Genomic DNA, 22,699 nt, shown 5'->3' with positions numbered 1-22,699 from the left:
TACTTTTTATAGGACTGTGCAAGGAGAAAGCTCCTAGTCTGGCAAAATTCCGACCTGTTCCACAAAGCGCATAAAGGCTGTCTGTCCTTGTTCCGTCTGCTTGTAAACTCCAGCATCCTCCAGAACACGCGCAAAGATAATACCCACAGAGTCCTTGACGATTTCAAGGGCTTTTTCTTTATCCGCTAGGTCTGGATGTTGGACTTTAAGCTGCTCTGCCCATTTCTGATGATAGTCGGCAACTGTATCCCCATTTCCCACGAGATAGCTGGCGACTTGCTCCACTTCTTCTTTCAGACGTGGTGGCAAGATTGCCAAGCCCATGACCTCAATCAAGCCGATATTTTCCTTCTTGATATGTTGGACATCCTTGTGAGGATGATAAATGCCATCAGGATGTTCTGCAGAAGTCTGATTGTCCCGCAAGACCAAGTCCAACTCAAACTGGCCATCACGTTTGCGCGCTATAGGTGTGATGGTGTGATGCGGTGTCCCATCAGTCTCTGCCAAAATCTGCACACTAGTATCTGAATACTGGCGCCATTCCTGCAAAATCTTGTCAGCTAAGTTGATTAAATCTTCTTTGGAAGCCGAAGTCAAACGTAGCACTGACATAGGCCACTTGACAATTCCAGCCTTGACCTGCTCAAAACCAGCAAATCGGAAGGTCTTTTGCAAGGGAGCCAATTCCATAGGAAAGACATGACGGCCTCCCTGATAGTGATCATGAGTTAGAATAGAGCCTCCCACAATCGGCAAGTCGGCATTAGAGCCAGCAAAATATCCTGGAAACTGCTCTACGATAGCCAACAAACGCTCAAAACTCTGACGACTAATGACCATGGGACGATGCTGGCCATCTAAAAAGATACAGTGCTCATTAAAGTAAGCATAGGGCGAATACTGGAATCCCCACTCCTGACCAGCCATTTCAAAACGTATAATACGGTGGTTGCTGCGAGCTGGGTGGTTAACTCGACCAAGGTAGCCCTCATTCTCTAGACAAAGCTGACACTGAGGATAATTACTAGCTTGCACCAACTTGGCTGCCGCAATCTCTTTCGGATCCTTCTCAGGCTTAGAGAGGTTGATGGTAATTTCAAGCTCTCCGTAATCAGATTGAACACGATAAGCGATATTTTTAGCAATAGCCTTGAGTTTGATGTAGTCATTCTTCTGACTGAGTTGGTAGAAATTCGCTATCGCTTGCTCAGGAGATTGGGCATAGGTTGCCCAGAAGTCACGATTGACCTGACTCGGACAAGGGGTCACCAAGTTCATCAGTTCAGCACCGAGAATCTCACGCGCAGTCTGACTATCCTCAATCGTCTCTAATCGAACGGCTTCCTCAACCAACTGGTCTTTGAGGTCAATCAATTTATCTAGACCAGTCTCAACTTCCAAAACACCATCTCCCACTCGTGCCAAGACACGATTGGTCAGGTAGATTCGATCCATTTCCTCAAATGAACTTTCAGCAATAACGTGTGTTACAAATTTATCTACTAAGGTCACCATAAAGCCTCCTTTGGGCTAATCAAGGACGCGAGTGCCACCTGCAACTTCAGCGATATAGAAGCTTGGAGCGTAGCCAACTACTTCCTCGTAGTGTTTGCCTACAGCTTCCTTAAAGGCCTCAACAGTGTCTTTTTGCACCAAGGCAATGGCACATCCACCAAAACCTGCCCCTGTCATGCGAGCACCGAGAACTCCTTCTTGTGCCCAAGCTGTATGAACGAGGGTATCCAATTCCAAACCAGTCACTTCATAGTCATGTTCTAGAGAAACGTGTGACGCATTCATCAAGCGACCAAATGTTTCCAAATCACCTGCTTGAAGGGCTGCTTGCGCTTTGAGGGTACGTTGGTTTTCAAGCACAGCATGGCGAGCACGTTTCAAACGATTTTCATCTTTAATCAGATAGCTATATTGGTCAAAGGCCCACTCATCCAATTCACCCAAGGTCTGAATATCTAAGGCTGCTTGCAATTCTTCCACTGCTTTTTCACATTCAGCACGGCGTTCATTGTATTTAGAGTCCGCCAATTCACGGCGTTTATTGGTATTCATAATAACAACGACATTATCCTTCAAATCAAGTGGCACCAAGTCATACTCTAAAGTGTTAGTATCTAAGTAAATAACACGTTGATCAGCCCCCATACCGATAGCAAACTGGTCCATAATGCCAGAATTTACTCCGATAAAGTTATTTTCTGTTTGTTTTCCGATTTTAACCAAATCGAGACGCTCTAATTTTAAATCAAAGAGATGCTCTGCCACTACCCCTGTCAAAAGTTCCAAGGATGCTGAAGAAGACAAGCCAGCACCATTTGGGATATTCCCATAAACATAAAAATCAAAACCTTTGTCAATCACATGTCCAGCTTCTTGCAAGAAATGAAGAACTCCTTTTGGATAATTGGTCCAGTTGTGCTCTTTTTCAAACTTGAGGTTAGCTAGAGGCACTTCGATAATGCCCTTGTCCTCAAAGTTAGCTGAGTAGAAACGCAAAACTTGGTCTTCACGCTTGCGAGCTGCCCCATATGTTCCTAAGGAAATGGCTGCTGGAAATACATGTCCACCATTATAGTCCGTGTGTTCACCAATCAAATTGATACGGCCTGGTGAAAAGAAGGTTTGATCCGCTTCTTGACCGAAAACGGCAAGAAAGTCTTTACGAAGAGCTTCAGCAGTAAGATGTTGTGTCATATGAATTCTCCTTTGACTGTCCGTTAAGTCACCTTAACGTGTAATCGTTTTCTTCTATTGTATCCAAGGGATTTCCCAAGGTCAATCCCTTTTACTAAATTTTTACTAAACTATCAGTAAAATACAGAAAAATATGATATACTAATCTAATCAAGGAGGATTTATGGCTACCTTAAAAGACATTGCACAACTAGCTTCTGTCTCTATCGCGACCGTATCCCGTGTTCTCAACCGCGACCAGAGCCTATCTGTTACAGAAGAAACCAGACACCGTATTTTAACCGTTGCTGAAGAGCTAGGCTACACCAAGCACCTCAAGACAGGCGAGTCCCACAAACCCAAGCAAAAGATTGCCATTATCCAATGGGTCAGCGAACAAGGGGAGCTGGACGACCTCTACTACTACCAGATTCGCCTAGGCATAGAAAAAAGAGCCCAAGAGTTAGACTATGATATCTTGCGCTATTTTAATGACCATCCTTTTACACTAAGCGAGGAAGTGATTGGGATTCTCTGCATCGGAAAGTTTAGTCGAGCTCAGATTTCTGCCTTTGAAGAATACCAAAAGCATCTTGTCTTTCTAGACAGCGATACCCTCTCACTGGGACATACCTGCATTATCACAGACTTTTACACTGCCATGAAACAGGTTGTCGATTATTTTCTCAGCCAAGGGATGGACCGCATCGGGATTCTAACAGGCCTTGAAGAAACAACCGACCAAAAAGAAATCATTGAGGATAAGCGACTGGAAAATTTTAGAAACTACAGTCAAACAAAAGGAATCTATCATGATGAACTGGTCTTTCAAGGAAGCTTTACCGCCCAGTCTGGCTATGACTTAATGAAGGAGGCCATTCAGAACTTAGGAGACCAACTCCCGCCAGCATTTTTCGCAGCCAGCGATAGTTTAGCTATCGGTGCCCTCCGTGCCCTCCAAGAAGCTGGAATCAGCCTGCCAGGTCGCGTCAGTCTTATTTCCTTTAACGATACCAGCCTGACCAAGCAAGTCTATCCTCCCCTCTCCAGCATCACCGTCTATACCGAAGAAATGGGCAGAGCAGGTATGGATATTCTTAATAAGGAAGTACTCCACGGTCGGAAAATACCTAGCTTGACTATGCTGGGAACCAGACTGACTCTAAGAGAGAGTACTCTGCCATAAATCAACAAATTAAACATGATAAAAAATCCTAATAGAGAGGCTCAAATCTCCATTAGGATTTTCTTTGTTAGTCCATCACAATCATAGACTTAATGGTCTTGCGTTCATCCATATCTTTATAGGCTTGATTAATATCTTCCAGTTTATAACTTGAAGTAAAGACACGACCTGGATTGATATCACCATCAAGGACGGCTTTTAGTAAAAATTGCTTATCGTATGTTGTCGCAGAAGCTGCCCCACCTGCTACAGAGATATTTTGCATAAATGTCGAACCAAGAGAACGATTATTATAGTGCGGTACACCAACAAAGCCCAAACGACCTCCATTATGAAGAACACCTAGCGCCTGTTCTACAGCAGCCTCCGTACCAACACATTCAAGTGCTGCGTCTGCTCCGCCACCGAGAATTTTACGCACCTTGGCAATACCTTCTTGACCTCGCTCAGATACAACAGCTGTCGCACCCGACTCCAGAGCCATCTTTTGGCGATCTTCATGACGGCTCATAAGGATAATTTGCGATGCACCACGCATCTTCGCCGCAATGACAGCACATTGACCAACAGCCCCATCGCCAATGACCACAACCTTATCCCCTTTTTGAACATTTGCAACACGCGCCGCATGATAGCCTGTAGGCATGACATCAGCAAGAGTCAAGAGGGACTTTAGCATACCTTCTGTGTAGTCAGAAGGTTGTCCAGGGATTTTAACCAGCGCCCAGTTTGCATAGTGAAAACGAATATATTCCGCCTGAAAATCGCCTCCCAAGTTATTACCAACATGATTGTCGCAAGAACCGTCAAAGCCAGCAAGACAGGCATCACACTCACCACATCCATGGGTAAAAGGGACAATGACAAAATCACCTGGTTTCACCGTCGTAATGGCTTCCCCAGTTTCTTCGACAATCCCAATCGCTTCGTGTCCACTATTTTTGTGTCCAGCTTTCGTTTCTGGATTACGGTACCTCCATAAATCTGAACCACAAACGCACGCGCGAACTACACGAATAATCACATCATCCGCTTCTATTATTTGCGGACGTTCAATTGTAGCAAGTCCAACCTGACGCGCCTTTGTATATACTACTGATTTCATTTAAAATTTTCCTTCCTTGTAAAGTTTAATTTTGAGATTTAAGCGATTTAAAGCCGTCTGTAACTGAGACAAGCGCTCCTCTAATTTTTTCTTTTCGTCTTCTAAAATACCAAGCCTTGCTTCTCTCGTTTCATCCCCCTTTTGGTAGAGCGACATATAGTCAACTAAACTGTCTACAGAGACACCTGCCGAACGGAAACACTTAATAAATTCCAACGCTTCAATATCCTGATCTTGAAAATCACGAATCCCTGTCGCGGTACGAGTAATCGGTGGCACAAGACCAACCCGTTCATAATACCGAATCGTATCCGCTGAAATTCCCAACAAGTCACTGGCAGATTTAATATTCATACACTAACCTCCTCTCATTCATTCACTGAGTTTAAGCTGTTCTAACTCACTTATCTTATTATATAACTTTGAGTTGACTCCAAGTCAAGTATTTTGCACCTAATCGAAAAATCTTTTATCATTAGCAATCATATATATGGAGTTTATACAATGCTCTTAACTTACCAATCTTTTAAAATATTTAATACTCTATTCCAAATACGATAGTACCCAATCATTTTTCACTTTTTCTAATGATGATGCTCATGATTCCGCTCCAAGTCACACACCTGACGCTTATGTTCTCGGTGGGTTTCTAAGTCTGCATCCACCTCAATGGTAATATTTTGGAAACCACAATCTTTGAGGAAAATTCGAATAGATTCTTTACAAGCTTCCATATTCCCCATTTCTTTCATACAAACATGGACAATGGCATTTTTTTCCAAACCATCCATAGTCCAGAGATTAAGCTGATTAAGACTGGCCACATTATCCAATTGCTCTAAGCCACTCTTCACTTGCTTGATATCAAGACCTTCTGGCACAGCATCCAAGAAAATCTTGAGCGTAGACCAAAAACGTGGAAGAGCTTTTGAAAGAATAAAGAAAGAAATGACAAGGGACAAAAGTGGATCTAGGATATACCAGTCCGTGAATCGAAGAACAATCGCCATCAGAATCACAGCCAGCCACCCTAGGGTATCTTCCAGAAAATGCAGACTTAGAATAGACTCATTCTTTGTCTTTCCCTTACCAACCACTAGACTCGCTAACACATTGATAGTAATCGCAATCATTCCTAACCAGAGAATCCCCTCGTCATTGACTGGTTGTGGATGAAAGATCTTCGTGACATTTTCCAAAATGACTAGAACAGATCCTGTTACGAGAATCACAGCTGTTACCAAGGCTCCTAGCAGACTAAACCGCTTATAGCCCAAGGTGTACTGATTATCTTCTTCACGATTAGAGATGGTTTCTAGAAAAGCTGATATTCCAATTGCAATCGCATCCCCCAAGTCATGCACAGAGTCAGCAAGAACAGCGCTCGAACCAAATACTCCACCTGCAATAAACTCGACAATGGCATAAGTCAAATTTAAGAAAAAAGCCACCCAAACAGCATATTTTGCCTTCATATTTCTCATTCCTTTGTTATAATAGATTCATGAACATCTTGTTCATTATCATTATCCACTAAAACTCAAAGAAAGGATAGAAGCAAAAAGTCAGCTTTATTCAGTTCTGAACAATTTGCCTCAAATGTCCATATGACTAAGATTGACCGCCGTATCAGTAAAACAAAAAAAGCCATCTATCAAGCCTTTCTACAACTTTTGAATGCTAAGGGCTACGAGGCTACTACTGTTCAGGATATCATTGATCTCGCAGATGTGGGACGTTCTACCTTTTACTGTCACTATGAGAGCAAGGAGCTACTTCTGGATGAGCTCTGTCGCTACCTCTTCCATCACCTCTTTGAAAGAGAGCAAGCCATTTCAACCAAAGATTACCTCGCCCACCTCTTTCTGCATTTTCAGAAAAATCAAGACCATATCACCAGTTTACTATTCTCCAAAAATGACTACTTCCTCCGTCAACTCCAGAGAGAGCTGGAGCACCACGTCTATCCCATGCTGGCTGATGATTTGAAAAAAGCTCACCCAAGTCTGCCTGATTCTTATCTCCAACACTTAGTTGTAACCAACTTTATCGAGACATTGACCTGGTGGCTCAAAAAAGGGCAAGACTTCACAGAACAAGAAGTGGTCCAGTTTTATCTAGACCTTCTCATTCCTAAAAATTGAATACATTGTAGAGCTCAGTTTCCTTATACCCAGGCTACTGAGCTTTTACTTTTCAACAATAAAAGGGGACCCACAGTTACTCTTTTTCATCATATAATACTCTTCGAAAATCTCTTCAAATCACGTCAACATCGCCTTGCCGTACTCAATTACAGCCTGCTGCTAGTTTCCTAGTTTGCTCTTTGATTTTCATTTAGTATAAAATCCTTTAGTATCAACTCTATCTATTTTATCCCAAAACTTAAAACATCTTTTCCTAGTTAGGTAAATCAGTATTCTGCTTAGCAGCCTTACTCCACTGATACCAACCAACTAGACTGTTGATGAGATAAATTAGATATTTCCCTTGAATTTGCAGGCTTTCTCCCCACCAGAGATAGATAGAAAAGACATTGGTAGCTGCCCAGAATATCCATTGTTCACGGTAAACAGCTGTCATAAGGATTTGCCCTACCCCATTGGTCGCATCTGTGATGGAATCACGATAGGGACGATTGGCTCCGATAGACTGATAAATAAATCCAAAGGCCAACCACCAGAGAACACTAATGGAAAGATACTTAGTCCAGCCCTTACCATCCAGCTTACGCGCGACAAACTCCTGTTTTTCCTTTTTAAATTGTGCCTGATAAATCCAAACTAGAAGACCAATTGGCTGCATGACCGTGAAGTAAAGGGTCGTGAGCACCTCACCATAAAATCCTTTCTGTAAAGCCAAGATAAGGTAGATAACAGAGTTAATCAAGCCAAAAAGATAATTACTTGCCCGACCTTCCGATACAAAGATAACACAAATAATCCCTGTCAGACTACAAATCATCCCAATCCAGTCAACAATACGGTGTTCATAAATCAATTCCAGCCAGAGAGGAAAACTTCCTAAAACCAGCAAATAAAGCCACTGGGCGAAACTACGATGGGCAAAAAGGTCATCCCAGATAGCCTTCATCGTTCCTGAAAATCCTAAATCAGCCATAGCTGAAACCATACGACGGTAACCACCAGACATTTCACCTAGGGTTGTTTTGATATTCTCAATTTTCTTTTGCAAATAAGTATGCATCATTTCTCCTTTTGTTTTTAAAGAGCCGTGTCTGGATAGACTTTCGGACGCAACGCTCTATTAGATAATGAACTGTCTATACACATGATTTCTAGCCTTAGTCGACATGAGCTGAAAATCCTTGTTTGTTAAGTAGTTCACAACACATTATACACCTATTTTATGAATAGCCAAGTGTCTTTACAGTTAAATTTGCAAATTCCTGAAAATTTTCTCTTATTTTCCATTTTAAATGACATTTAGTAACTCTAATACCAAAAAAGCCCAGACGACATTGTCTGAGCATTCTTCTATATAGTCGTTTAACCAAATTGAGTCTAGCTTCTCAACCTATTTCTTCAACAAACCTTGTTCTTGTAGAAACTCCTTGGCTACTTGTTCTGCTGACTTACCTTCAACACCAACTTGGTAGTTGAGCTGGCTCATCTGGCTTTCAGTAATTTTACCAGCCAATTTATTGAGAACTTTTTCCAACTCAGGATGTTTCTTGAGAAGAGCTTCTTTCATGAGTGGTGCCCCTTGATAAGGTGGGAAAAGTTGCTTGTCATCTTCCAAGACCTGCAAATCATAACGCGCCAACTCCGCATCAGTCGAATAGGCATCCGTGATTTGAATATCACCTGACTGAATCGCCTGATAGCGAAGGGCTGGTTCCATGGTCGCTACATTGAGATTGAGACCATACATTGATTGCAAGCCCTTATTGCCATCTTCACGATCATTAAACTCGAGAGTAAAGCCTGCCTTCAACTGTCCTTCCACTTTTTTCAAGTCCGAAATAGTCTTCAAACCATATTCTTGAGCAATCTTTTTCGGAACAGCTACAGCGTAGGTATTTTGATAAGACATAGGTTTGAGATAGGCTAGATGATCCTGTTTGGCAATACCATCACGCGCTACATCATAAACCTGCTCTGGCTCATGACTCACTTTTGGTGATGGTTGAAGCAAACTTTCAGTTACCGTACCCGTAAATTCAGGATAGATGTCAATATCGCCTTTTTTCAGAGCTTCATAGAGAAAGCTTGTTTTCCCAAAATTCGGTTTAATAGTCGCAGTCATACTGGTATTTTCCTCAATCAGCAACTTATACATATTGGCCAAAATTTCTGGTTCTGGACCCAATTTCCCAGCAATAACCAAGTTTTCTTTCTCTTTTTGAGCCAAAAGGGCTGGACTATAAGACAGACCGAGCAATATTGTCACCAAGGCAAAACCAGAGAAAATCGTCCGCAATTTTGCTTTTTCCATCACTTTTAGCAGGAAGTTAAAGGCAATAGCCAGCACTGCAGAAGAAAGGGCCCCAATCAAAATCAGACTGGCATTATTACGGTCAATTCCCAAAAGGATAAAGGAACCTAGTCCCCCTGCACCAATCAAGGCTGCCAAGGTGGCCGTACCGATAATCAAAACGGCCGCCGTGCGAATCCCAGACATAATGACAGGCATGGCAAGTGGAATTTCAAACTTCTTGAGGCGCTCCCACCTAGTCATCCCAAAGGCAATCCCAGCCTCTTGCAGACTTGGATCAATTCCCTTCAACCCAGTGATGGTATTTTGTAAGATCGGGAAAATCGCATAAATCACTAGCGCTGTTAAAGCCGGCAAGGTTCCAATTCCCATCAAGGGGATAAAGAGCCCCAACAAGGCCAGAGACGGGATAGTCTGGAAAATCCCTGCAATCTGCAAGACCCAGTCGGCCAACTTCTCATGATAGCGGAGATAAACAGCCAAAGGAATCGCTATAAAGATGGCCAGCAACAAGGTCAAAAGTGACAACTGCAAATGTTGAGATAGAGCTGTCAACCAATCACTAAAACGATCCTGAAAAGTTGCAATTAAATTAGTCATGAACACTACCTCCAAACAAGTCTGCTACAAAATCTGTTGCAGGAGCTTTTAAAATGGTCTCGGGATTCGCTACCTGGCGAATTTCTCCATCCTGCAAAACAGCAATACGATCCGCCAACTTCAAGGCTTCATCCGTATCATGGGTTACAAAAATCGTTGTCATCCCAAATTCTTTATGCAATTCTTTCGTCAGAATCTGCAACTGTTTTCTCGAAATAGCATCCAAGGCTGAAAAAGGTTCATCCATGAGGAGAATCTTAGGCTGACCAATCATAGCACGAACAATACCGACCCGTTGCTGTTCTCCACCAGATAATTCGCTAGGCAAACGATGCCCATACTCAGCTACTGGTAAACCAACCTTGGCCAAAAGCTCTTCTGTTTTCTGAGCAATTTCTTCCTTAGTCCAGCCCTTCATCTCAGGAATCAGGGCAATATTTTCCGCAACCGTTAGATTGGGAAAGAGAGCAATGGCCTGTAAAACATAACCAGTAGAAAGACGAAGCTCCCGCTCGTCATAGTCTTTGATGCGCTTGCCATCCATATAAATATTTCCATCAGTCGGTTCCAAGAGACGGTTAATCATCTTAATCATGGTCGTCTTACCGGATCCAGAAGGTCCAACTAAAACCATAAATTCCCCATTCTCAATCCGTAAATTGACATCTCTCAAGACATCTTTTTCTGTGTAACGTAAAGCTACATTTTTGTATTCAATCATTCTGTATCCTCAATTTAAAACTTCCCTCGATTGGTCAAGTCTTCTACCTTAGGCATGACTTCCTTATTGTCCCAATGCTCCACAATTTTCCCGTTTTCTAGACGGAAGATATCATACTGGACATAGGCAACTCCACCAATCTGAGTCTGACCATAGCTAACCACATAGTTTCCTTGTCCTAAGAGTTTAAAAACAAAGTCAAAAGTGGTCTTTACTTATAAACAGCTAATTTGCTCCATTTTAAACCTCATTTTCCTCCTCTTTCAGATTAGCCAAAATTCTTTCTTGAAAGGCTTCAAACTGACGAATTTCTTCCTCTGAAAATCCTTTGTAAAAAATCGTATCCAATTTCTGACTGACACGATGCCCCACTTCTTTCTGAGACTGCCCCAACTCTGTTAAAACCAAATACTTCTTACGCTTATCTTCTCCACATGGACTAATAGTTACAAGATTTTGTTCCTCTAGCTTTTTTATCATAGTCGTCAGCGTATTATTAGCAAGTCCAGTCGCCAAAGCAATATCTGTCGCAGTTGCACAGCCAGTTTCACTATTCCATAAAACCGCTAAAATCTTTCCCTGCTCACTCCGATAAAGAGCTTCAGGGTCTTGGCTCAGTAACCTTTGAAAAATCCGCCCATTCAATAAACGAATATGATGAGCTAGCAAATGACTATCTTTCATGACACCTCCAATTTATTTCGATATCGAAACGAATAAAGTAATTGTAACACTCATTATTCTAACTGTCAACTATTTCGATTTAGAAATAATTTTTCCCAATAAAAAAATCTCCTACTCAAGGTAGAAGATTTCAATCTTATAAACTTAATCCGTCATGTCCGATACCAAAGTTCGACGTTCCAATGGAATGCTGCACATAACTAGCAAGAAAATGAAACCTGACTGAATCCAGAAGAGGGCCAAGTCAAAGATTCCGTGTACAGCAACCACTGTAAGAAAAGATAGATAAAGACCAATAATCGGACGTTTCCCCGACTCCTGACTCATATCCATCATCAAGCGAACAGGAGCCACAGAAGACAAAACTAGTAAAATGGTCCCCACAATTCCGTAACTCAGAATCGTATCGATATAAAGACTGTGAGCATGTTCATGATAAGGAGCATGTATCCGAGGATAAGAGTGCATATAGGTTAATGGCCCCTCACCCCAAAAAGGATTTTGCTTAAATAAGGCCATCCCAGCATCCCAGATAGAAATCCGTTCTTCCATAGAAGAGTCTAAAGTCCCCATCCGAACTCCTAAATCACTGGAAAAAAGGAAACTCAAGCCAATCGCAAAGACCCCAATACTAAGCCAAAAGGCCTTCCAGTTTTTAATGGTCGTAAAGAGATAGATAATGGCTCCAGCGATAATAGCAGGAAAGGCAGTTCGATTTTGCGTAAAGTTCAAACCGAAGAGATTACCAAAGCCTGCAATCACACAGAATACTTTCAACCAATTCAACTTGGTCGTTGTAAACAGATAGAAAGCAATCATGATACAGAAACAACAAATAATTCCATAATAATTAGGATTAAAGAAGGTCACTTCTGCACGATTCTGATGCCACACCTGCATATTGGGTGAAAGAAAAGCATAGTTGAATTTCTTCACAATTTGGAAATGTTCTAAACTCGCAAAAGCAGCTGACAAGACGCTACCAAACAAGACGAGCTGCAAAATCAATCGAAAGAATTTATGTGATAAAATCGACTGATAGTGCAAAAAGAAAACAGTAAATAGAAAAATTCCTACTGAAGCCACAAGACCCATCCAATTTTGAGCAAAAGTGGATATAACAGTACTATAGCCAAGAAAAAGAAGTAGCATCGGATGCTCCCCCATTTTCTGAAGAATACTTTTCATATCTCCTGTAAAAATCAAACTGATAATATATAAACAGAATACAACTACAAAAAGATAAAAGGGTAAAAAGATACTCAGGATAATTCCCAATAAAATCAGTTCTTTACTAGACAACCCTTTCAGCTTTTCAATAAAGCCTATTGATTTCAAAATGAATCCTTTCTCTCCAAATCAATTGATTCAGATAATAGTAAGCTACCCTTTATTGTACCACTTTTTTAGCAATTTGAAAACAAAGGAATCGCTTCCATAGGTAAAAAAGCGAGCAAAAATACTGAGATTTCACAACTCAAGCTTAATAACTAGATTCACTCTAAAAAATCGTGCCGAAAATAGTAGGCATATGTTAAAATAGTAGTAATAAAATATAGATTAGAAGCAACTATCCAAACTAAAATCAAATCATATACTATTCTTAAAGAAAGGAAACACTATGAAATCCTACCAAGCCGTCTACCAAATTCTAGCTAAAGAAACCGACTATATCAGCGGAGAAAAAATCGCAGAAGAACTATCCCTAAGCCGAACATCAATTTGGAAAGCCATCAAGCGTCTAGAACAAGAAGGCATTGAAATTGACAGTATCAAAAACAAAGGCTACAAACTGGTGAATGGAGACCTTATTCTTCCAGAACTTCTAGAACAAAATCTTCCAATTAAAATAAGTTTTAAACCCGAAACAAAATCAACTCAACTAGATGCAAAAGAAGCAATTGATTTAGGGAATGAAGCAAACACCCTCTATATAGCTTCCTATCAAACAGCAGGCCGAGGTCGATTTCAACGTTCTTTCTACTCACCACAAGGTGGCATTTATATGACACTCCATCTCAAACCAAATCTCCCTTACGACAAATTACCATCCTACACACTACTTGTAGCAGGAGCTGTCTACAAAGCCATTAAGAACCTAACTTTAATTGATGTCGACATAAAATGGGTCAATGATATCTACCTAAACAATCATAAAATTGGAGGAATCCTTACTGAGGCAATGACCTCTGTAGAAACTGGCTTAGTCACAGATATCATTATTGGAGTAGGTATTAATTTCACTATTAAAGATTTTCCTCAGGAATTAAAAGAAAAAGCTGCTAGTTTATTTAAAACACCAGCACCTATTACCAGAAATGAATTAATCATAGAAACCTGGCGGACTTTCTTCGAAACACCAGCAGAAGAGCTATTATACTTATACAAAAAACAGTCATTTGTTCTAGGAAAAGAAGTGACTTTTACACTAGATCAAAAAGACTACAAGGGACTTGCTAAAGATATCTCTGAAAATGGAAAACTTCTAGTTCAATGTGATAATGGAAAAGAAATCTGGCTAAATAGTGGCGAAATTTCACTCAAGAGTTGGAAGTAATAATAAACTAGCACAACCGTAAAATCAACAATATATACAAATTTTAGTATTTCTTCAGCCCTATACAGTTGAAAAAGAGCCATTTTAAGGAGAATTCTAGTAGGAATACCAGTCGTTTCTAGGTAAGGGGTCTTAGACGGTTTTTGAAAGTCATATTTCTTCATTTGACTTCCAGAACTAGGACAAGATGGGGCATTGTAATCCAGTTTCGCGATGATTTCCTTGTGAGTATCCCTATTGACGATATCTAAAATCTTGATATTTTGGTCTTTGATATCGAACAATTTTGTGATAAAATGTAACTATTCCATATGATTCTTTCTAATGATGGTTTGGTTGCTTTTCATTATAGATCATATGGAACTTTTTTCTACATAAAAATAGGCTCCGTAATATTTATAGGGGGGTACCCACTACAAATATTATGGAGTCTTTTTATCGCTCTGAATACCAAAAAAGAAAGGACGAAATGTGTCCTTCCTAGAACTTAGCTTTTCTTCAACCCACTACAGTTGACAGAGAGTCGAAATTAAACGGAGAATAAGGGATTCGAACCCTTGCGCCAGTTACCCGACCTAACGATTTAGCAAACCGTCCTCTTCAGCCTCTTGAGTAATTCTCCTATTAATGGGCACGAGTGGACTCGAACCACCGACCTCACGCTTATCAGGCGTGCGCTCTAACCACCTGAGCTACGCGCCCAAGTTAAAAACTTGGTAATTTGAACAAAGTTCAAAGCGGGTGACGAGAATCGAACTCGCGACAACAGCTTGGAAGGCTGTAGTTTTACCACTAAACTACACCCGCATAAAAACTATAAATAAAAATGGCGCGAGACGGAATCGAACCGCCGACACATGGAGCTTCAATCCATTGCTCTACCAACTGAGCTACCGAGCCTTATTGCGGGAGCAGGATTTGAACCTACGACCTTCGGGTTATGAGCCCGACGAGCTACCGAGCTGCTCCATCCCGCGTTATTACAAAAGGAGGATGTGGGATTCGAACCCACGCACGCTTTTACACGCCTGACGGTTTTCAAGACCGTTCCCTTCAGCCGGACTTGGGTAATCCTCCATATTATTTAAATGGACCTTGTAGGACTTGAACCTACGACCACTCGGTTATGAGCCGAGAGCTCTAACCAGCTGAGCTAAAGGTCCAACAAGATCATTATAGCGGCGAAGGGGATCGAACCCCCGACCTCCCGGGTATGAACCGGACGCTCTAGCCAGCTGAGCTACACCGCCATATATCGGGAAGACAGGATTCGAACCTGCGACACCTTGGTCCCAAACCAAGTACTCTACCAAGCTGAGCTACTTCCCGAGTTAAATAGAAAAATGCACCCTAGAGGAGTCGAACCTCTAACCGCCTGATTCGTAGTCAGGTACTCTATCCAGTTGAGCTAAGGGTGCTCATTAGTTTATGCCGAGGACCGGAATCGAACCGGTACGATCGTTTCCAATCGCAGGATTTTAAGTCCTGTGCGTCTGCCAGTTCCGCCACCCCGGCCTCTCTAAGCGAACGACGGGATTCGAACCCGCGACCCCCACCTTGGCAAGGTGGTGTTCTACCACTGAACTACGTTCGCACTGTTTTCTTCTATCTAAAAATGCCGGCTACATGACTTGAACACGCGACCCTCTGATTACAAATCAGATGCTCTACCAACTGAGCTAAGCCGGCTCATTTATTATATCTTAATGCGGGTTAAGGGACTTGAACCCCCACGCCGTTAAGCGCCAGATCCTAAATCTGGTGCGTCTGCCAATTCCGCCAAACCCGCATATATGACCCGTACTGGGCTCGAACCAGTGACCCATTGATTAAAAGTCAATTGCTCTACCAACTGAGCTAACGAGTCTAAAATAACTTACGTTATTCTAACGGTCCCGACGGGAATCGAACCCGCGATCTTCGCCGTGACAGGGCGACGTGATAACCGCTACACTACGGGACCTATGGGAGTTAACGGGATCGAACCGCTGACCCTCTGCTTGTAAGGCAGATGCTCTCCCAGCTGAGCTAAACTCCCTAGAGCTAAGCGACTTCCATATCTCACAGGGGGCAACCCCCAACTACTTCCGGCGTTCTAGGGCTTAACTTCTGTGTTCGGCATGGGTACAGGTGTATCTCCTAGGCTATCGTCACTTAACTCTGAGTAATACCTACTCAAAATTGAATATCTATTCAAACCAAGAAAACCGTTCGCTTTCGTATTCTCAGTTACTTTGGATAAGTCCTCGAGCTATTAGTATTAGTCCGCTACATGTGTCGCCACACTTCCACTTCTAACCTATCTACCTGATCATCTCTCAGGGCTCTTACTGATATAAAATCATGGGAAATCTCATCTTGAGGTGGGTTTCACACTTAGATGCTTTCAGCGTTTATCCCTTCCCTACATAGCTACCCAGCGATGCCTTTGGCAAGACAACTGGTACACCAGCGGTAAGTCCACTCTGGTCCTCTCGTACTAGGAGCAGATCCTCTCAAATTTCCTACGCCCGCGACGGATAGGGACCGAACTGTCTCACGACGTTCTGAACCCAGCTCGCGTGCCGCTTTAATGGGCGAACAGCCCAACCCTTGGGACCGACTACAGCCCCAGGATGCGACGAGCCGACATCGAGGTGCCAAACCTCCCCGTCGATGTGAACTCTTGGGGGAGATAAGCCTGTTATCCCCAGGGTAGCTTTTATCCGTTGAGCGATGGCCCTTCCATACGGAACCACCGGATCACTAAGCCCGACTTTCGTCCCTGCTCGAGTTGTAGCTCTCGCAGTCAAGCTCCCTTATACCTTTACACTCTGCGAATGATTTCCAACCATTCTGAGGGAACCTTTGGGCGCCTCCGTTACCTTTTAGGAGGCGACCGCCCCAGTCAAACTGCCCGTCAGACACTGTCTCCGATAGGGATCACCTATCCGGGTTAGAGTGGCCATAACACAAGAGTAGTATCCCAACAACGTCTCCTTCGAAACTGGCGTCCCGATCTCATAGACTCCTACCTATCCTGTACATGTGGTACAGACACTCAATATCAAACTGCAGTAAAGCTCCATGGGGTCTTTCCGTCCTGTCGCGGGTAACCTGCATCTTCACAGGTACTAAAATTTCACCGAGTCTCTCGTTGAGACAGTGCCCAAATCATTACGCCTTTCGTGCGGGTCGGAACTTACCCGACAAGGAATTTCGCTACCTTAGGACCGTTATAGTTACGGCCGCCGTTTACTGGGGCTTCAATTCATACCTTCGCTTGCGCTAAGCACTCCTCTTAACCTTCCAGCACCGGGCAGGCGTCACCCCCTATACATCATCTTACGATTTAGCAGAGAGCTGTGTTTTTGATAAACAGTTGCTTGGGCCTATTCACTGCGGCTGACGTAAAGTCAGCACCCCTTCTCCCGAAGTTACGGGGTCATTTTGCCGAGTTCCTTAACGAGAGTTCTCTCGCTCACCTGAGGCTACTCGCCTCGACTACCTGTGTCGGTTTGCGGTACGGGTAGAGTATGTTTAAACGCTAGAAGCTTTTCTTGGCAGTGTGACGTCACTAACTTCGCTACTAAACTTCGCTCCCCATCACAGCTCAATGTTAAAGATATAAGCATTTGACTCATATCACACCTCACTGCTTAGACAGACTCTTCCAATCGTCTGCTTTAGTTAGCCTACTGCGTCCCTCCATCACTACATACTCTAGTACAGGAATATCAACCTGTTGTCCATCGGATACACCTTTCGGTCTCTCCTTAGGTCCCGACTAACCCAGGGCGGACGAGCCTTCCCCTGGAAACCTTAGTCTTACGGTGGACAGGATTCTCACCTGTCTTTCGCTACTCATACCGGCATTCTCACTTCTATGCGTTCCAGCGCTCCTCACGGTACACCTTCATCACACATAGAACGCTCTCCTACCATACCTATAAAGGTATCCACAGCTTCGGTAAATTGTTTTAGCCCCGGTACATTTTCGGCGCAGGGTCACTCGACTAGTGAGCTATTACGCACTCTTTGAATGAATAGCTGCTTCTAAGCTAACATCCTAGTTGTCTGTGCAACCCCACATCCTTTTCCACTTAACAATTATTTTGGGACCTTAGCTGGTGGTCTGGGCTGTTTCCCTTTCGACTACGGATCTTAGCACTCGCAGTCTGACTGCCGACCATAATTCATTGGCATTCGGAGTTTATCTGAGATTGGTAATCCGGGATGGACCCCTCACCCAAACAGTGCTCTACCTCCAAGAATCTCTAATGTCGACGCTAGCCCTAAAGCTATTTCGGAGAGAACCAGCTATCTCCAAGTTCGTTTGGAATTTCTCCGCTACCCACAAGTCATCCAAGCACTTTTCAACGTGCCCTGGTTCGGTCCTCCAGTGCGTCTTACCGCACCTTCAACCTGCTCATGGGTAGGTCACATGGTTTCGGGTCTACGTCATGATACTAAGGCGCCCTATTCAGACTCGGTTTCCCTACGGCTCCGTCTCTTCAACTTAACCTCGCATCATAACGTAACTCGCCGGTTCATTCTACAAAAGGCACGCTCTCACCCATTAACGGGCTCGAACTTGTTGTAGGCACACGGTTTCAGGTTCTATTTCACTCCCCTCCCGGGGTGCTTTTCACCTTTCCCTCACGGTACTGGTTCACTATCGGTCACTAGGGAGTATTTAGGGTTGGGAGATGGTCCTCCCAGATTCCGACGGGATTTCACGTGTCCCGCCGTACTCAGGATACTGCTAGGTACAAAGACTATTTTAAATACGAGGCTATTACTCTCTTTGGCTGATCTTCCCAAATCATTCTTCTATAATCTTTGAGTCCACATTGCAGTCCTACAACCCCGAAGAGTAAACTCTTCGGTTTGCCCTCCTGCCGTTTCGCTCGCCGCTACTAAGGCAATCGCTTTTGCTTTCTCTTCCTGCAGCTACTTAGATGTTTCAGTTCACTGCGTCTTCCTCCTCACATCCTTAACAGATGCGGGTAACAGGTAGTACCTGTTGGGTTCCCCCATTCGGAAATCCCTGGATCATCGCTTACTTACAGCTACCCAAGGCATATCGTCGTTTGTCACGTCCTTCTTCGGCTCCTAGTGCCAAGGCATCCACCGTGCGCCCTTATTAACTTAACCTTATTTTCTGACCTTTCAGTCATAAACTCTTATTAATACTACAGCGTTTTCGGTTTATTTTCTTGTTACTATTTGATATAGATATTCAATTTTCAATGTGCATTACTTGGTGATCTCTCACCAATGGAGCCTAGCGGGATCGAACCGCTGACCTCCTGCGTGCAAAGCAGGCGCTCTCCCAGCTGAGCTAAGGCCCCACAAGACCTCTCAAGACTAAACAAGACCAATGCGCAGTTCCTTATCCTTAGAAAGGAGGTGATCCAGCCGCACCTTCCGATACGGCTACCTTGTTACGACTTCACCCCAATCATCTATCCCACCTTAGGCGGCTGGCTCCTTACGGTTACCTCACCGACTTCGGGTGTTACAAACTCTCGTGGTGTGACGGGCGGTGTGTACAAGGCCCGGGAACGTATTCACCGCGGCGTGCTGATCCGCGATTACTAGCGATTCCGACTTCATGTAGGCGAGTTGCAGCCTACAATCCGAACTGAGACTGGCTTTAAGAGATTAGCTTGCCGTCACCGGCTTGCGACTCGTTGTACCAGCCATTGTAGCACGTGTGTAGCCCAGGTCATAAGGGGCATGATGATTTGACGTCATCCCCACCTTCCTCCGGTTTATTACCGGCAGTCTCGCTAGAGTGCCCAACTGAATGATGGCAACTAACAATAGGGGTTGCGCTCGTTGCGGGACTTAACCCAACATCTCACGACACGAGCTGACGACAACCATGCACCACCTGTCACCTCTGTCCCGAAGGAAAGCTCTATCTCTAGAGCGGTCAGAGGGATGTCAAGACCTGGTAAGGTTCTTCGCGTTGCTTCGAATTAAACCACATGCTCCACCGCTTGTGCGGGCCCCCGTCAATTCCTTTGAGTTTCAACCTTGCGGTCGTACTCCCCAGGCGGAGTGCTTAATGCGTTAGCTACGGCACTAAACCCCGGAAAGGGTCTAACACCTAGCACTCATCGTTTACGGCGTGGACTACCAGGGTATCTAATCCTGTTTGCTCCCCACGCTTTCGAGCCTCAGCGTCAGTTACAAGCCAGAGAGCCGCTTTCGCCACCGGTGTTCCTCCATATATCTACGCATTTCACCGCTACACATGGAATTCCACTCTCCCCTCTTGCACTCAAGTTAAACAGTTTCCAAAGCGTACTATGGTTAAGCCACAGCCTTTAACTTCAGACTTATCTAACCGCCTGCGCTCGCTTTACGCCCAATAAATCCGGACAACGCTCGGGACCTACGTATTACCGCGGCTGCTGGCACGTAGTTAGCCGTCCCTTTCTGGTAAGATACCGTCACAGTGTGAACTTTCCACTCTCACACTCGTTCTTCTCTTACAACAGAGCTTTACGATCCGAAAACCTTCTTCACTCACGCGGCGTTGCTCGGTCAGACTTCCGTCCATTGCCGAAGATTCCCTACTGCTGCCTCCCGTAGGAGTCTGGGCCGTGTCTCAGTCCCAGTGTGGCCGATCACCCTCTCAGGTCGGCTATGTATCGTCGCCTTGGTGAGCCGTTACCCCACCAACTAGCTAATACAACGCAGGTCCATCTGGTAGTGATGCAATTGCACCTTTTAAGCAAATGTCATGCAACATCTACTATTATGCGGTATTAGCTATCGTTTCCAATAGTTATCCCCCGCTACCAGGCAGGTTACCTACGCGTTACTCACCCGTTCGCAACTCATCCAGAGAAGCAAGCTCCTCCTTCAGCGTTCTACTTGCATGTATTAGGCACGCCGCCAGCGTTCGTCCTGAGCCAGGATCAAACTCTCATTAAAAGTTTGAGTTCTCACTCATTTCTGTCACTGACAGATTTATTGTTTTTTCATTGTTCAGTACTACAACCTTAGTTGTAGTGCCCTGCACATTGGTTCGTCTTGTTCAGTTTTCAAAGGTCTTTGTCACTCAGTTCTCTCAAGCGACAACTATATTAGTATATCACAGGCGCTTTTGCTTGTCAACACTTTTTTGAAACTTTTTTAATCTTTTTTCATCAAGTGTTCCATCCGCAACATACCATAGTCCGTACGGGATTCGAACCCGTGTTACCGCCGTGAAAAGGCGGTGTCTTAACCCCTTGACCAACGGACCTGAGTTGTTATTTTCAACTCTTACTATTATACAGACTTTTTCACCTTTGTCAACTACTTTTTTAAACTTTTTTTATTAATTTTACAACAGCTTCCGTTCGAGCTGTATGTGGGAACATATCGACCGACTGGATATAATGGAGATCATAGACTTCTACTAACCTCACCAAATCACGAGCCAAGGTCGAAACATTGCAAGAAATATAGACCATTTTTTCTGGTACATAGGTAAGAATAGTATCTAATAACTTATCATCCAGACCTGTACGTGGTGGATCTACGATCAGAGCATCTGCTCGGTAGCCTTCCTTATACCAGCGAGGAATAATCTCTTCCGCTGTTCCAGCTTCGTAATGTGTGTTGTCAAATCCCATTCTTTTAGCATTTCGCTTGGCATCTTCAATGGCTTCTGGAATAATATCCATACCTCTTAATGTTTTAACTTTCTTTGCGAAAGCAAATCCAATCGTTCCAACTCCACAATAAGCGTCAATCAAATGGTCTTCTTTATCAACATCCAGCGCTTTTACCGCCTCGTTATAAAGAACTTCTGTTTGTTCAGGATTTAGTTGATAGAAAGCTCGAGGAGATAGTGAGAATTCATAGTCGAGTACACCTTCTTGAATACTCTCTTGTCCCCAGATAATCTCTGTCTTTTCACCATAAATCTCACTGGTTTTAGCTGTATTTGTATTCACAGCTACTGTCACAACTTCTGGAAAATCTTTAATTAAATCTTTTACCAGCAGGGTTAAATTAAGCTGGCGGTTTGTAATTATAATAATCTGAACCTGTCCAGTCTTTCTAGCTCGTCGGACCATTATAGTTCTGACACCTAGAACTTTTCTCTCATCCGTGATTGGAATTTGGTGAAAAGTAAGTAATTCCGCTAGACGATTAGCAATCACTTGGGTTTCCTTGTCTTGTACCAGGCAGTCTTTCAACTCCACTAAATAGTGAGAGTTTTGTGCATATAAGCCCGCCTTGACCTGATTCTTAAATTTTCGAGTCTGAAATTGTAACTTAGCGCGGTAGTACTTTGGTTCCTGCATTCCAATCGTCGGGCGGATTTCATAGTTTTCATATCCTGCAGGGGCAAATTTTTTTAGCGCTTGGTGAAGTAAGTCCGTCTTGAACTCCAGCTGCTTATCATAATGCAGGTGCATGATTTGGCAGCCTCCGCATTCATTGTAAATAGTACAAGCTGGGACAACACGGAATTTAGACTTCTTGTTGACCTTCAGTAATTTTGCCTCTACAAAGTTACGTTTAATAGAAGTAATCTGACAATAGATATCTTCACCTTTGAGAGCACCAGGCACAAAGACTAAGGTTTTTTGATAAAAGCCGATTCCCTCACCATTAATTCCCATGCGCTTGATTTTTAATGGTATTTTTTGTTTCACTTTCAGATTCATACCCCTATCTTATCACATTTTGAGTTATAATAGAACT

The 22,699-nt window shown here is 43.4% G+C and carries 14 protein-coding genes, 19 tRNA genes, 3 rRNA genes and 2 pseudogenes; 3 read left to right on the top strand and 35 right to left on the bottom strand.

The genetic code is table 11. The features are described from left to right. Positions 1 to 33 precede the first annotated feature (33 nt). Both DXN33_RS00515 and DXN33_RS00510 read right to left on the bottom strand, forming a co-directional pair. Complete coding sequence (locus DXN33_RS00515) at positions 34 to 1,515, bottom strand: UDP-glucose--hexose-1-phosphate uridylyltransferase (RefSeq protein WP_115904464.1); 1,482 nt, start codon at positions 1,513 to 1,515, stop codon at positions 34 to 36. Positions 1,516 to 1,533: 18 nt separating this feature from the next. Further along, positions 1,534 to 2,712 (bottom strand): galactokinase, encoded by a 1,179-nt coding sequence (locus DXN33_RS00510; RefSeq protein WP_115903966.1) that lies wholly within the window; start codon positions 2,710 to 2,712, stop codon positions 1,534 to 1,536. A gap of 163 nt (positions 2,713 to 2,875) precedes the next feature. Here DXN33_RS00510 and galR point away from each other — a divergent pair, with 163 nt between their 5' ends. Further along, entirely contained in the window at positions 2,876 to 3,877 is a 1,002-nt protein-coding gene (gene galR / locus DXN33_RS00505; protein WP_049552499.1) for a DNA-binding transcriptional regulator GalR, read from the top strand. 67 nt (positions 3,878 to 3,944) lie between these two features. Here galR and DXN33_RS00500 read toward each other — a convergent pair whose 3' ends face one another. The 3 genes from DXN33_RS00500 to czcD all read right to left on the bottom strand — a co-directional run bounded on the left by DXN33_RS00500 (position 3,945) and on the right by czcD (position 6,457). After that, a complete protein-coding gene (locus DXN33_RS00500) occupies positions 3,945 to 4,982 on the bottom strand; it encodes a zinc-binding dehydrogenase (protein ID WP_049552498.1) in 1,038 nt (345 codons plus the stop codon). Then, complete coding sequence (gene nmlR / locus DXN33_RS00495) at positions 4,983 to 5,336, bottom strand: stress response transcriptional regulator NmlR (protein WP_049552497.1); 354 nt, start codon at positions 5,334 to 5,336, stop codon at positions 4,983 to 4,985. Between the two features lie 230 nt (positions 5,337 to 5,566). Next, on the bottom strand, positions 5,567 to 6,457 hold the full coding sequence (czcD, locus tag DXN33_RS00490; protein WP_049552496.1) for a cation diffusion facilitator family transporter CzcD: 891 nt from the start codon (positions 6,455 to 6,457) through the stop codon (positions 5,567 to 5,569). Between the two features lie 132 nt (positions 6,458 to 6,589). On the opposite strand from czcD, the gene DXN33_RS00485 reads away from it, so the two are divergent. Then, the gene (locus tag DXN33_RS00485) at positions 6,590 to 7,126 is read left to right on the top strand and encodes a TetR/AcrR family transcriptional regulator (protein WP_049552495.1); all 537 of its coding nucleotides are present in this window, start codon (positions 6,590 to 6,592) and stop codon (positions 7,124 to 7,126) included. A 256-nt stretch (positions 7,127 to 7,382) separates the two neighbouring features. Here DXN33_RS00485 and pnuC read toward each other — a convergent pair whose 3' ends face one another. The 6 genes and pseudogenes from pnuC to DXN33_RS00455 form a co-directional block, all read right to left on the bottom strand. Beyond that, positions 7,383 to 8,189, bottom strand: coding sequence for a nicotinamide riboside transporter PnuC (gene pnuC, locus DXN33_RS00480; protein WP_181146423.1), 807 nt, complete (start codon positions 8,187 to 8,189; stop codon positions 7,383 to 7,385). Between the two features lie 330 nt (positions 8,190 to 8,519). After that, on the bottom strand, positions 8,520 to 10,040 hold the full coding sequence (locus DXN33_RS00475) for an ABC transporter permease/substrate-binding protein (protein ID WP_049552493.1): 1,521 nt from the start codon (positions 10,038 to 10,040) through the stop codon (positions 8,520 to 8,522). Then, on the bottom strand, positions 10,033 to 10,761 hold the full coding sequence (locus DXN33_RS00470) for an ABC transporter ATP-binding protein (protein WP_070526692.1): 729 nt from the start codon (positions 10,759 to 10,761) through the stop codon (positions 10,033 to 10,035). The genes DXN33_RS00475 and DXN33_RS00470 overlap by 8 nt, the downstream gene beginning before the upstream one ends. Before the next feature lie 14 nt (positions 10,762 to 10,775). Then, positions 10,776 to 10,967: pseudogene (locus DXN33_RS00465) on the bottom strand (polyketide cyclase); the annotation flags it as partial. 34 nt (positions 10,968 to 11,001) lie between these two features. After that, positions 11,002 to 11,445, bottom strand: coding sequence for a MarR family winged helix-turn-helix transcriptional regulator (locus DXN33_RS00460; RefSeq protein ID WP_049491343.1), 444 nt, complete (start codon positions 11,443 to 11,445; stop codon positions 11,002 to 11,004). Positions 11,446 to 11,589: 144 nt separating this feature from the next. Further along, entirely contained in the window at positions 11,590 to 12,783 is a 1,194-nt protein-coding gene (locus tag DXN33_RS00455) for an O-antigen ligase (RefSeq protein ID WP_115903961.1), read from the bottom strand. Positions 12,784 to 13,066: 283 nt separating this feature from the next. Here DXN33_RS00455 and birA point away from each other — a divergent pair, with 283 nt between their 5' ends. Further along, on the top strand, positions 13,067 to 14,002 hold the full coding sequence (birA, locus tag DXN33_RS00450; RefSeq protein WP_042750530.1) for a bifunctional biotin--[acetyl-CoA-carboxylase] ligase/biotin operon repressor BirA: 936 nt from the start codon (positions 13,067 to 13,069) through the stop codon (positions 14,000 to 14,002). A gap of 44 nt (positions 14,003 to 14,046) precedes the next feature. On the opposite strand, the pseudogene DXN33_RS00445 reads toward birA, so the two are convergent. The 24 genes and pseudogenes from DXN33_RS00445 to rlmD form a co-directional block, all read right to left on the bottom strand. Beyond that, positions 14,047 to 14,295: pseudogene (locus tag DXN33_RS00445) on the bottom strand (ISL3 family transposase); the annotation flags it as partial. Positions 14,296 to 14,536: 241 nt separating this feature from the next. After that, positions 14,537 to 14,624 (bottom strand) — tRNA-Ser (locus DXN33_RS00440). A 6-nt stretch (positions 14,625 to 14,630) separates the two neighbouring features. Further along, positions 14,631 to 14,704 (bottom strand) — tRNA-Ile (locus tag DXN33_RS00435). A gap of 34 nt (positions 14,705 to 14,738) precedes the next feature. Beyond that, positions 14,739 to 14,809, bottom strand: a tRNA-Gly gene (locus DXN33_RS00430). A gap of 20 nt (positions 14,810 to 14,829) precedes the next feature. Further along, positions 14,830 to 14,902, bottom strand: a tRNA-Phe gene (locus tag DXN33_RS00425). 3 nt (positions 14,903 to 14,905) lie between these two features. Beyond that, positions 14,906 to 14,979: transfer RNA gene (locus DXN33_RS00420), tRNA-Met, on the bottom strand. Positions 14,980 to 14,989: 10 nt separating this feature from the next. Continuing rightward, positions 14,990 to 15,079, bottom strand: a tRNA-Ser gene (locus DXN33_RS00415). 12 nt (positions 15,080 to 15,091) lie between these two features. Continuing rightward, positions 15,092 to 15,165, bottom strand: a tRNA-Ile gene (locus DXN33_RS00410). A 13-nt stretch (positions 15,166 to 15,178) separates the two neighbouring features. Continuing rightward, positions 15,179 to 15,252, bottom strand: a tRNA-Met gene (locus tag DXN33_RS00405). A 5-nt stretch (positions 15,253 to 15,257) separates the two neighbouring features. Continuing rightward, positions 15,258 to 15,331, bottom strand: a tRNA-Pro gene (locus DXN33_RS00400). Between the two features lie 15 nt (positions 15,332 to 15,346). Continuing rightward, positions 15,347 to 15,420 (bottom strand) — tRNA-Arg (locus DXN33_RS00395). Positions 15,421 to 15,431: 11 nt separating this feature from the next. Then, positions 15,432 to 15,517: transfer RNA gene (locus tag DXN33_RS00390), tRNA-Leu, on the bottom strand. Between the two features lie 7 nt (positions 15,518 to 15,524). Continuing rightward, positions 15,525 to 15,596, bottom strand: a tRNA-Gly gene (locus DXN33_RS00385). A gap of 22 nt (positions 15,597 to 15,618) precedes the next feature. Beyond that, positions 15,619 to 15,691 (bottom strand) — tRNA-Thr (locus tag DXN33_RS00380). 18 nt (positions 15,692 to 15,709) lie between these two features. Further along, a tRNA-Leu gene (locus DXN33_RS00375) sits at positions 15,710 to 15,791 on the bottom strand. Between the two features lie 5 nt (positions 15,792 to 15,796). Then, a tRNA-Lys gene (locus tag DXN33_RS00370) sits at positions 15,797 to 15,869 on the bottom strand. A gap of 23 nt (positions 15,870 to 15,892) precedes the next feature. Beyond that, positions 15,893 to 15,965 (bottom strand) — tRNA-Asp (locus DXN33_RS00365). Between the two features lie 2 nt (positions 15,966 to 15,967). Beyond that, positions 15,968 to 16,040, bottom strand: a tRNA-Val gene (locus DXN33_RS00360). 4 nt (positions 16,041 to 16,044) lie between these two features. Further along, positions 16,045 to 16,160: ribosomal RNA gene (gene rrf, locus DXN33_RS00355) — 5S ribosomal RNA — on the bottom strand. A 76-nt stretch (positions 16,161 to 16,236) separates the two neighbouring features. Beyond that, a 23S ribosomal RNA gene (locus DXN33_RS00350) occupies positions 16,237 to 19,138 on the bottom strand. 124 nt (positions 19,139 to 19,262) lie between these two features. Then, a tRNA-Ala gene (locus DXN33_RS00345) sits at positions 19,263 to 19,335 on the bottom strand. A 51-nt stretch (positions 19,336 to 19,386) separates the two neighbouring features. Then, positions 19,387 to 20,932: ribosomal RNA gene (locus DXN33_RS00340) — 16S ribosomal RNA — on the bottom strand. The 16S, 23S and 5S rRNA genes sit together here with 19 tRNA genes alongside, the layout of an rRNA operon. Positions 20,933 to 21,173: 241 nt before the next feature. After that, positions 21,174 to 21,245: transfer RNA gene (locus DXN33_RS00335), tRNA-Glu, on the bottom strand. 61 nt (positions 21,246 to 21,306) lie between these two features. Next, positions 21,307 to 22,662, bottom strand: coding sequence for a 23S rRNA (uracil(1939)-C(5))-methyltransferase RlmD (rlmD, locus tag DXN33_RS00330; protein ID WP_115903959.1), 1,356 nt, complete (start codon positions 22,660 to 22,662; stop codon positions 21,307 to 21,309). Positions 22,663 to 22,699 lie beyond the last annotated feature (37 nt).

Origin of the sequence: Streptococcus sp. NM (genome assembly GCF_003390135.1) — a bacterium.
Lineage (GTDB): Bacteria > Bacillota > Bacilli > Lactobacillales > Streptococcaceae > Streptococcus.
This window is presented reverse-complemented; position numbering and strand designations above follow the sequence as displayed.

Bases quoted from the DNA above. Each gene is read 5' to 3' on its own strand.
- DXN33_RS00510 (WP_115903966.1), bottom strand. From the start codon at position 2,712: ATGACACAACATCTTACTGCTGAAGCTCTTCGTAAAGACTTTCTTGCC.
- galR (WP_049552499.1), top strand. From the start codon at position 2,876: ATGGCTACCTTAAAAGACATTGCACAACTAGCTTCTGTCTCTATCGCG.
- DXN33_RS00500 (WP_049552498.1), bottom strand. From the start codon at position 4,982: ATGAAATCAGTAGTATATACAAAGGCGCGTCAGGTTGGACTTGCTACA.
- nmlR (WP_049552497.1), bottom strand. From the start codon at position 5,336: ATGAATATTAAATCTGCCAGTGACTTGTTGGGAATTTCAGCGGATACG.
- czcD (WP_049552496.1), bottom strand. From the start codon at position 6,457: ATGAAGGCAAAATATGCTGTTTGGGTGGCTTTTTTCTTAAATTTGACT.
- DXN33_RS00485 (WP_049552495.1), top strand. From the start codon at position 6,590: ATGACTAAGATTGACCGCCGTATCAGTAAAACAAAAAAAGCCATCTAT.
- pnuC (WP_181146423.1), bottom strand. From the start codon at position 8,189: ATGCATACTTATTTGCAAAAGAAAATTGAGAATATCAAAACAACCCTA.
- DXN33_RS00475 (WP_049552493.1), bottom strand. From the start codon at position 10,040: ATGACTAATTTAATTGCAACTTTTCAGGATCGTTTTAGTGATTGGTTG.
- DXN33_RS00470 (WP_070526692.1), bottom strand. From the start codon at position 10,761: ATGATTGAATACAAAAATGTAGCTTTACGTTACACAGAAAAAGATGTC.
- DXN33_RS00460 (WP_049491343.1), bottom strand. From the start codon at position 11,445: ATGAAAGATAGTCATTTGCTAGCTCATCATATTCGTTTATTGAATGGG.
- birA (WP_042750530.1), top strand. From the start codon at position 13,067: ATGAAATCCTACCAAGCCGTCTACCAAATTCTAGCTAAAGAAACCGAC.
- rlmD (WP_115903959.1), bottom strand. From the start codon at position 22,662: ATGAATCTGAAAGTGAAACAAAAAATACCATTAAAAATCAAGCGCATG.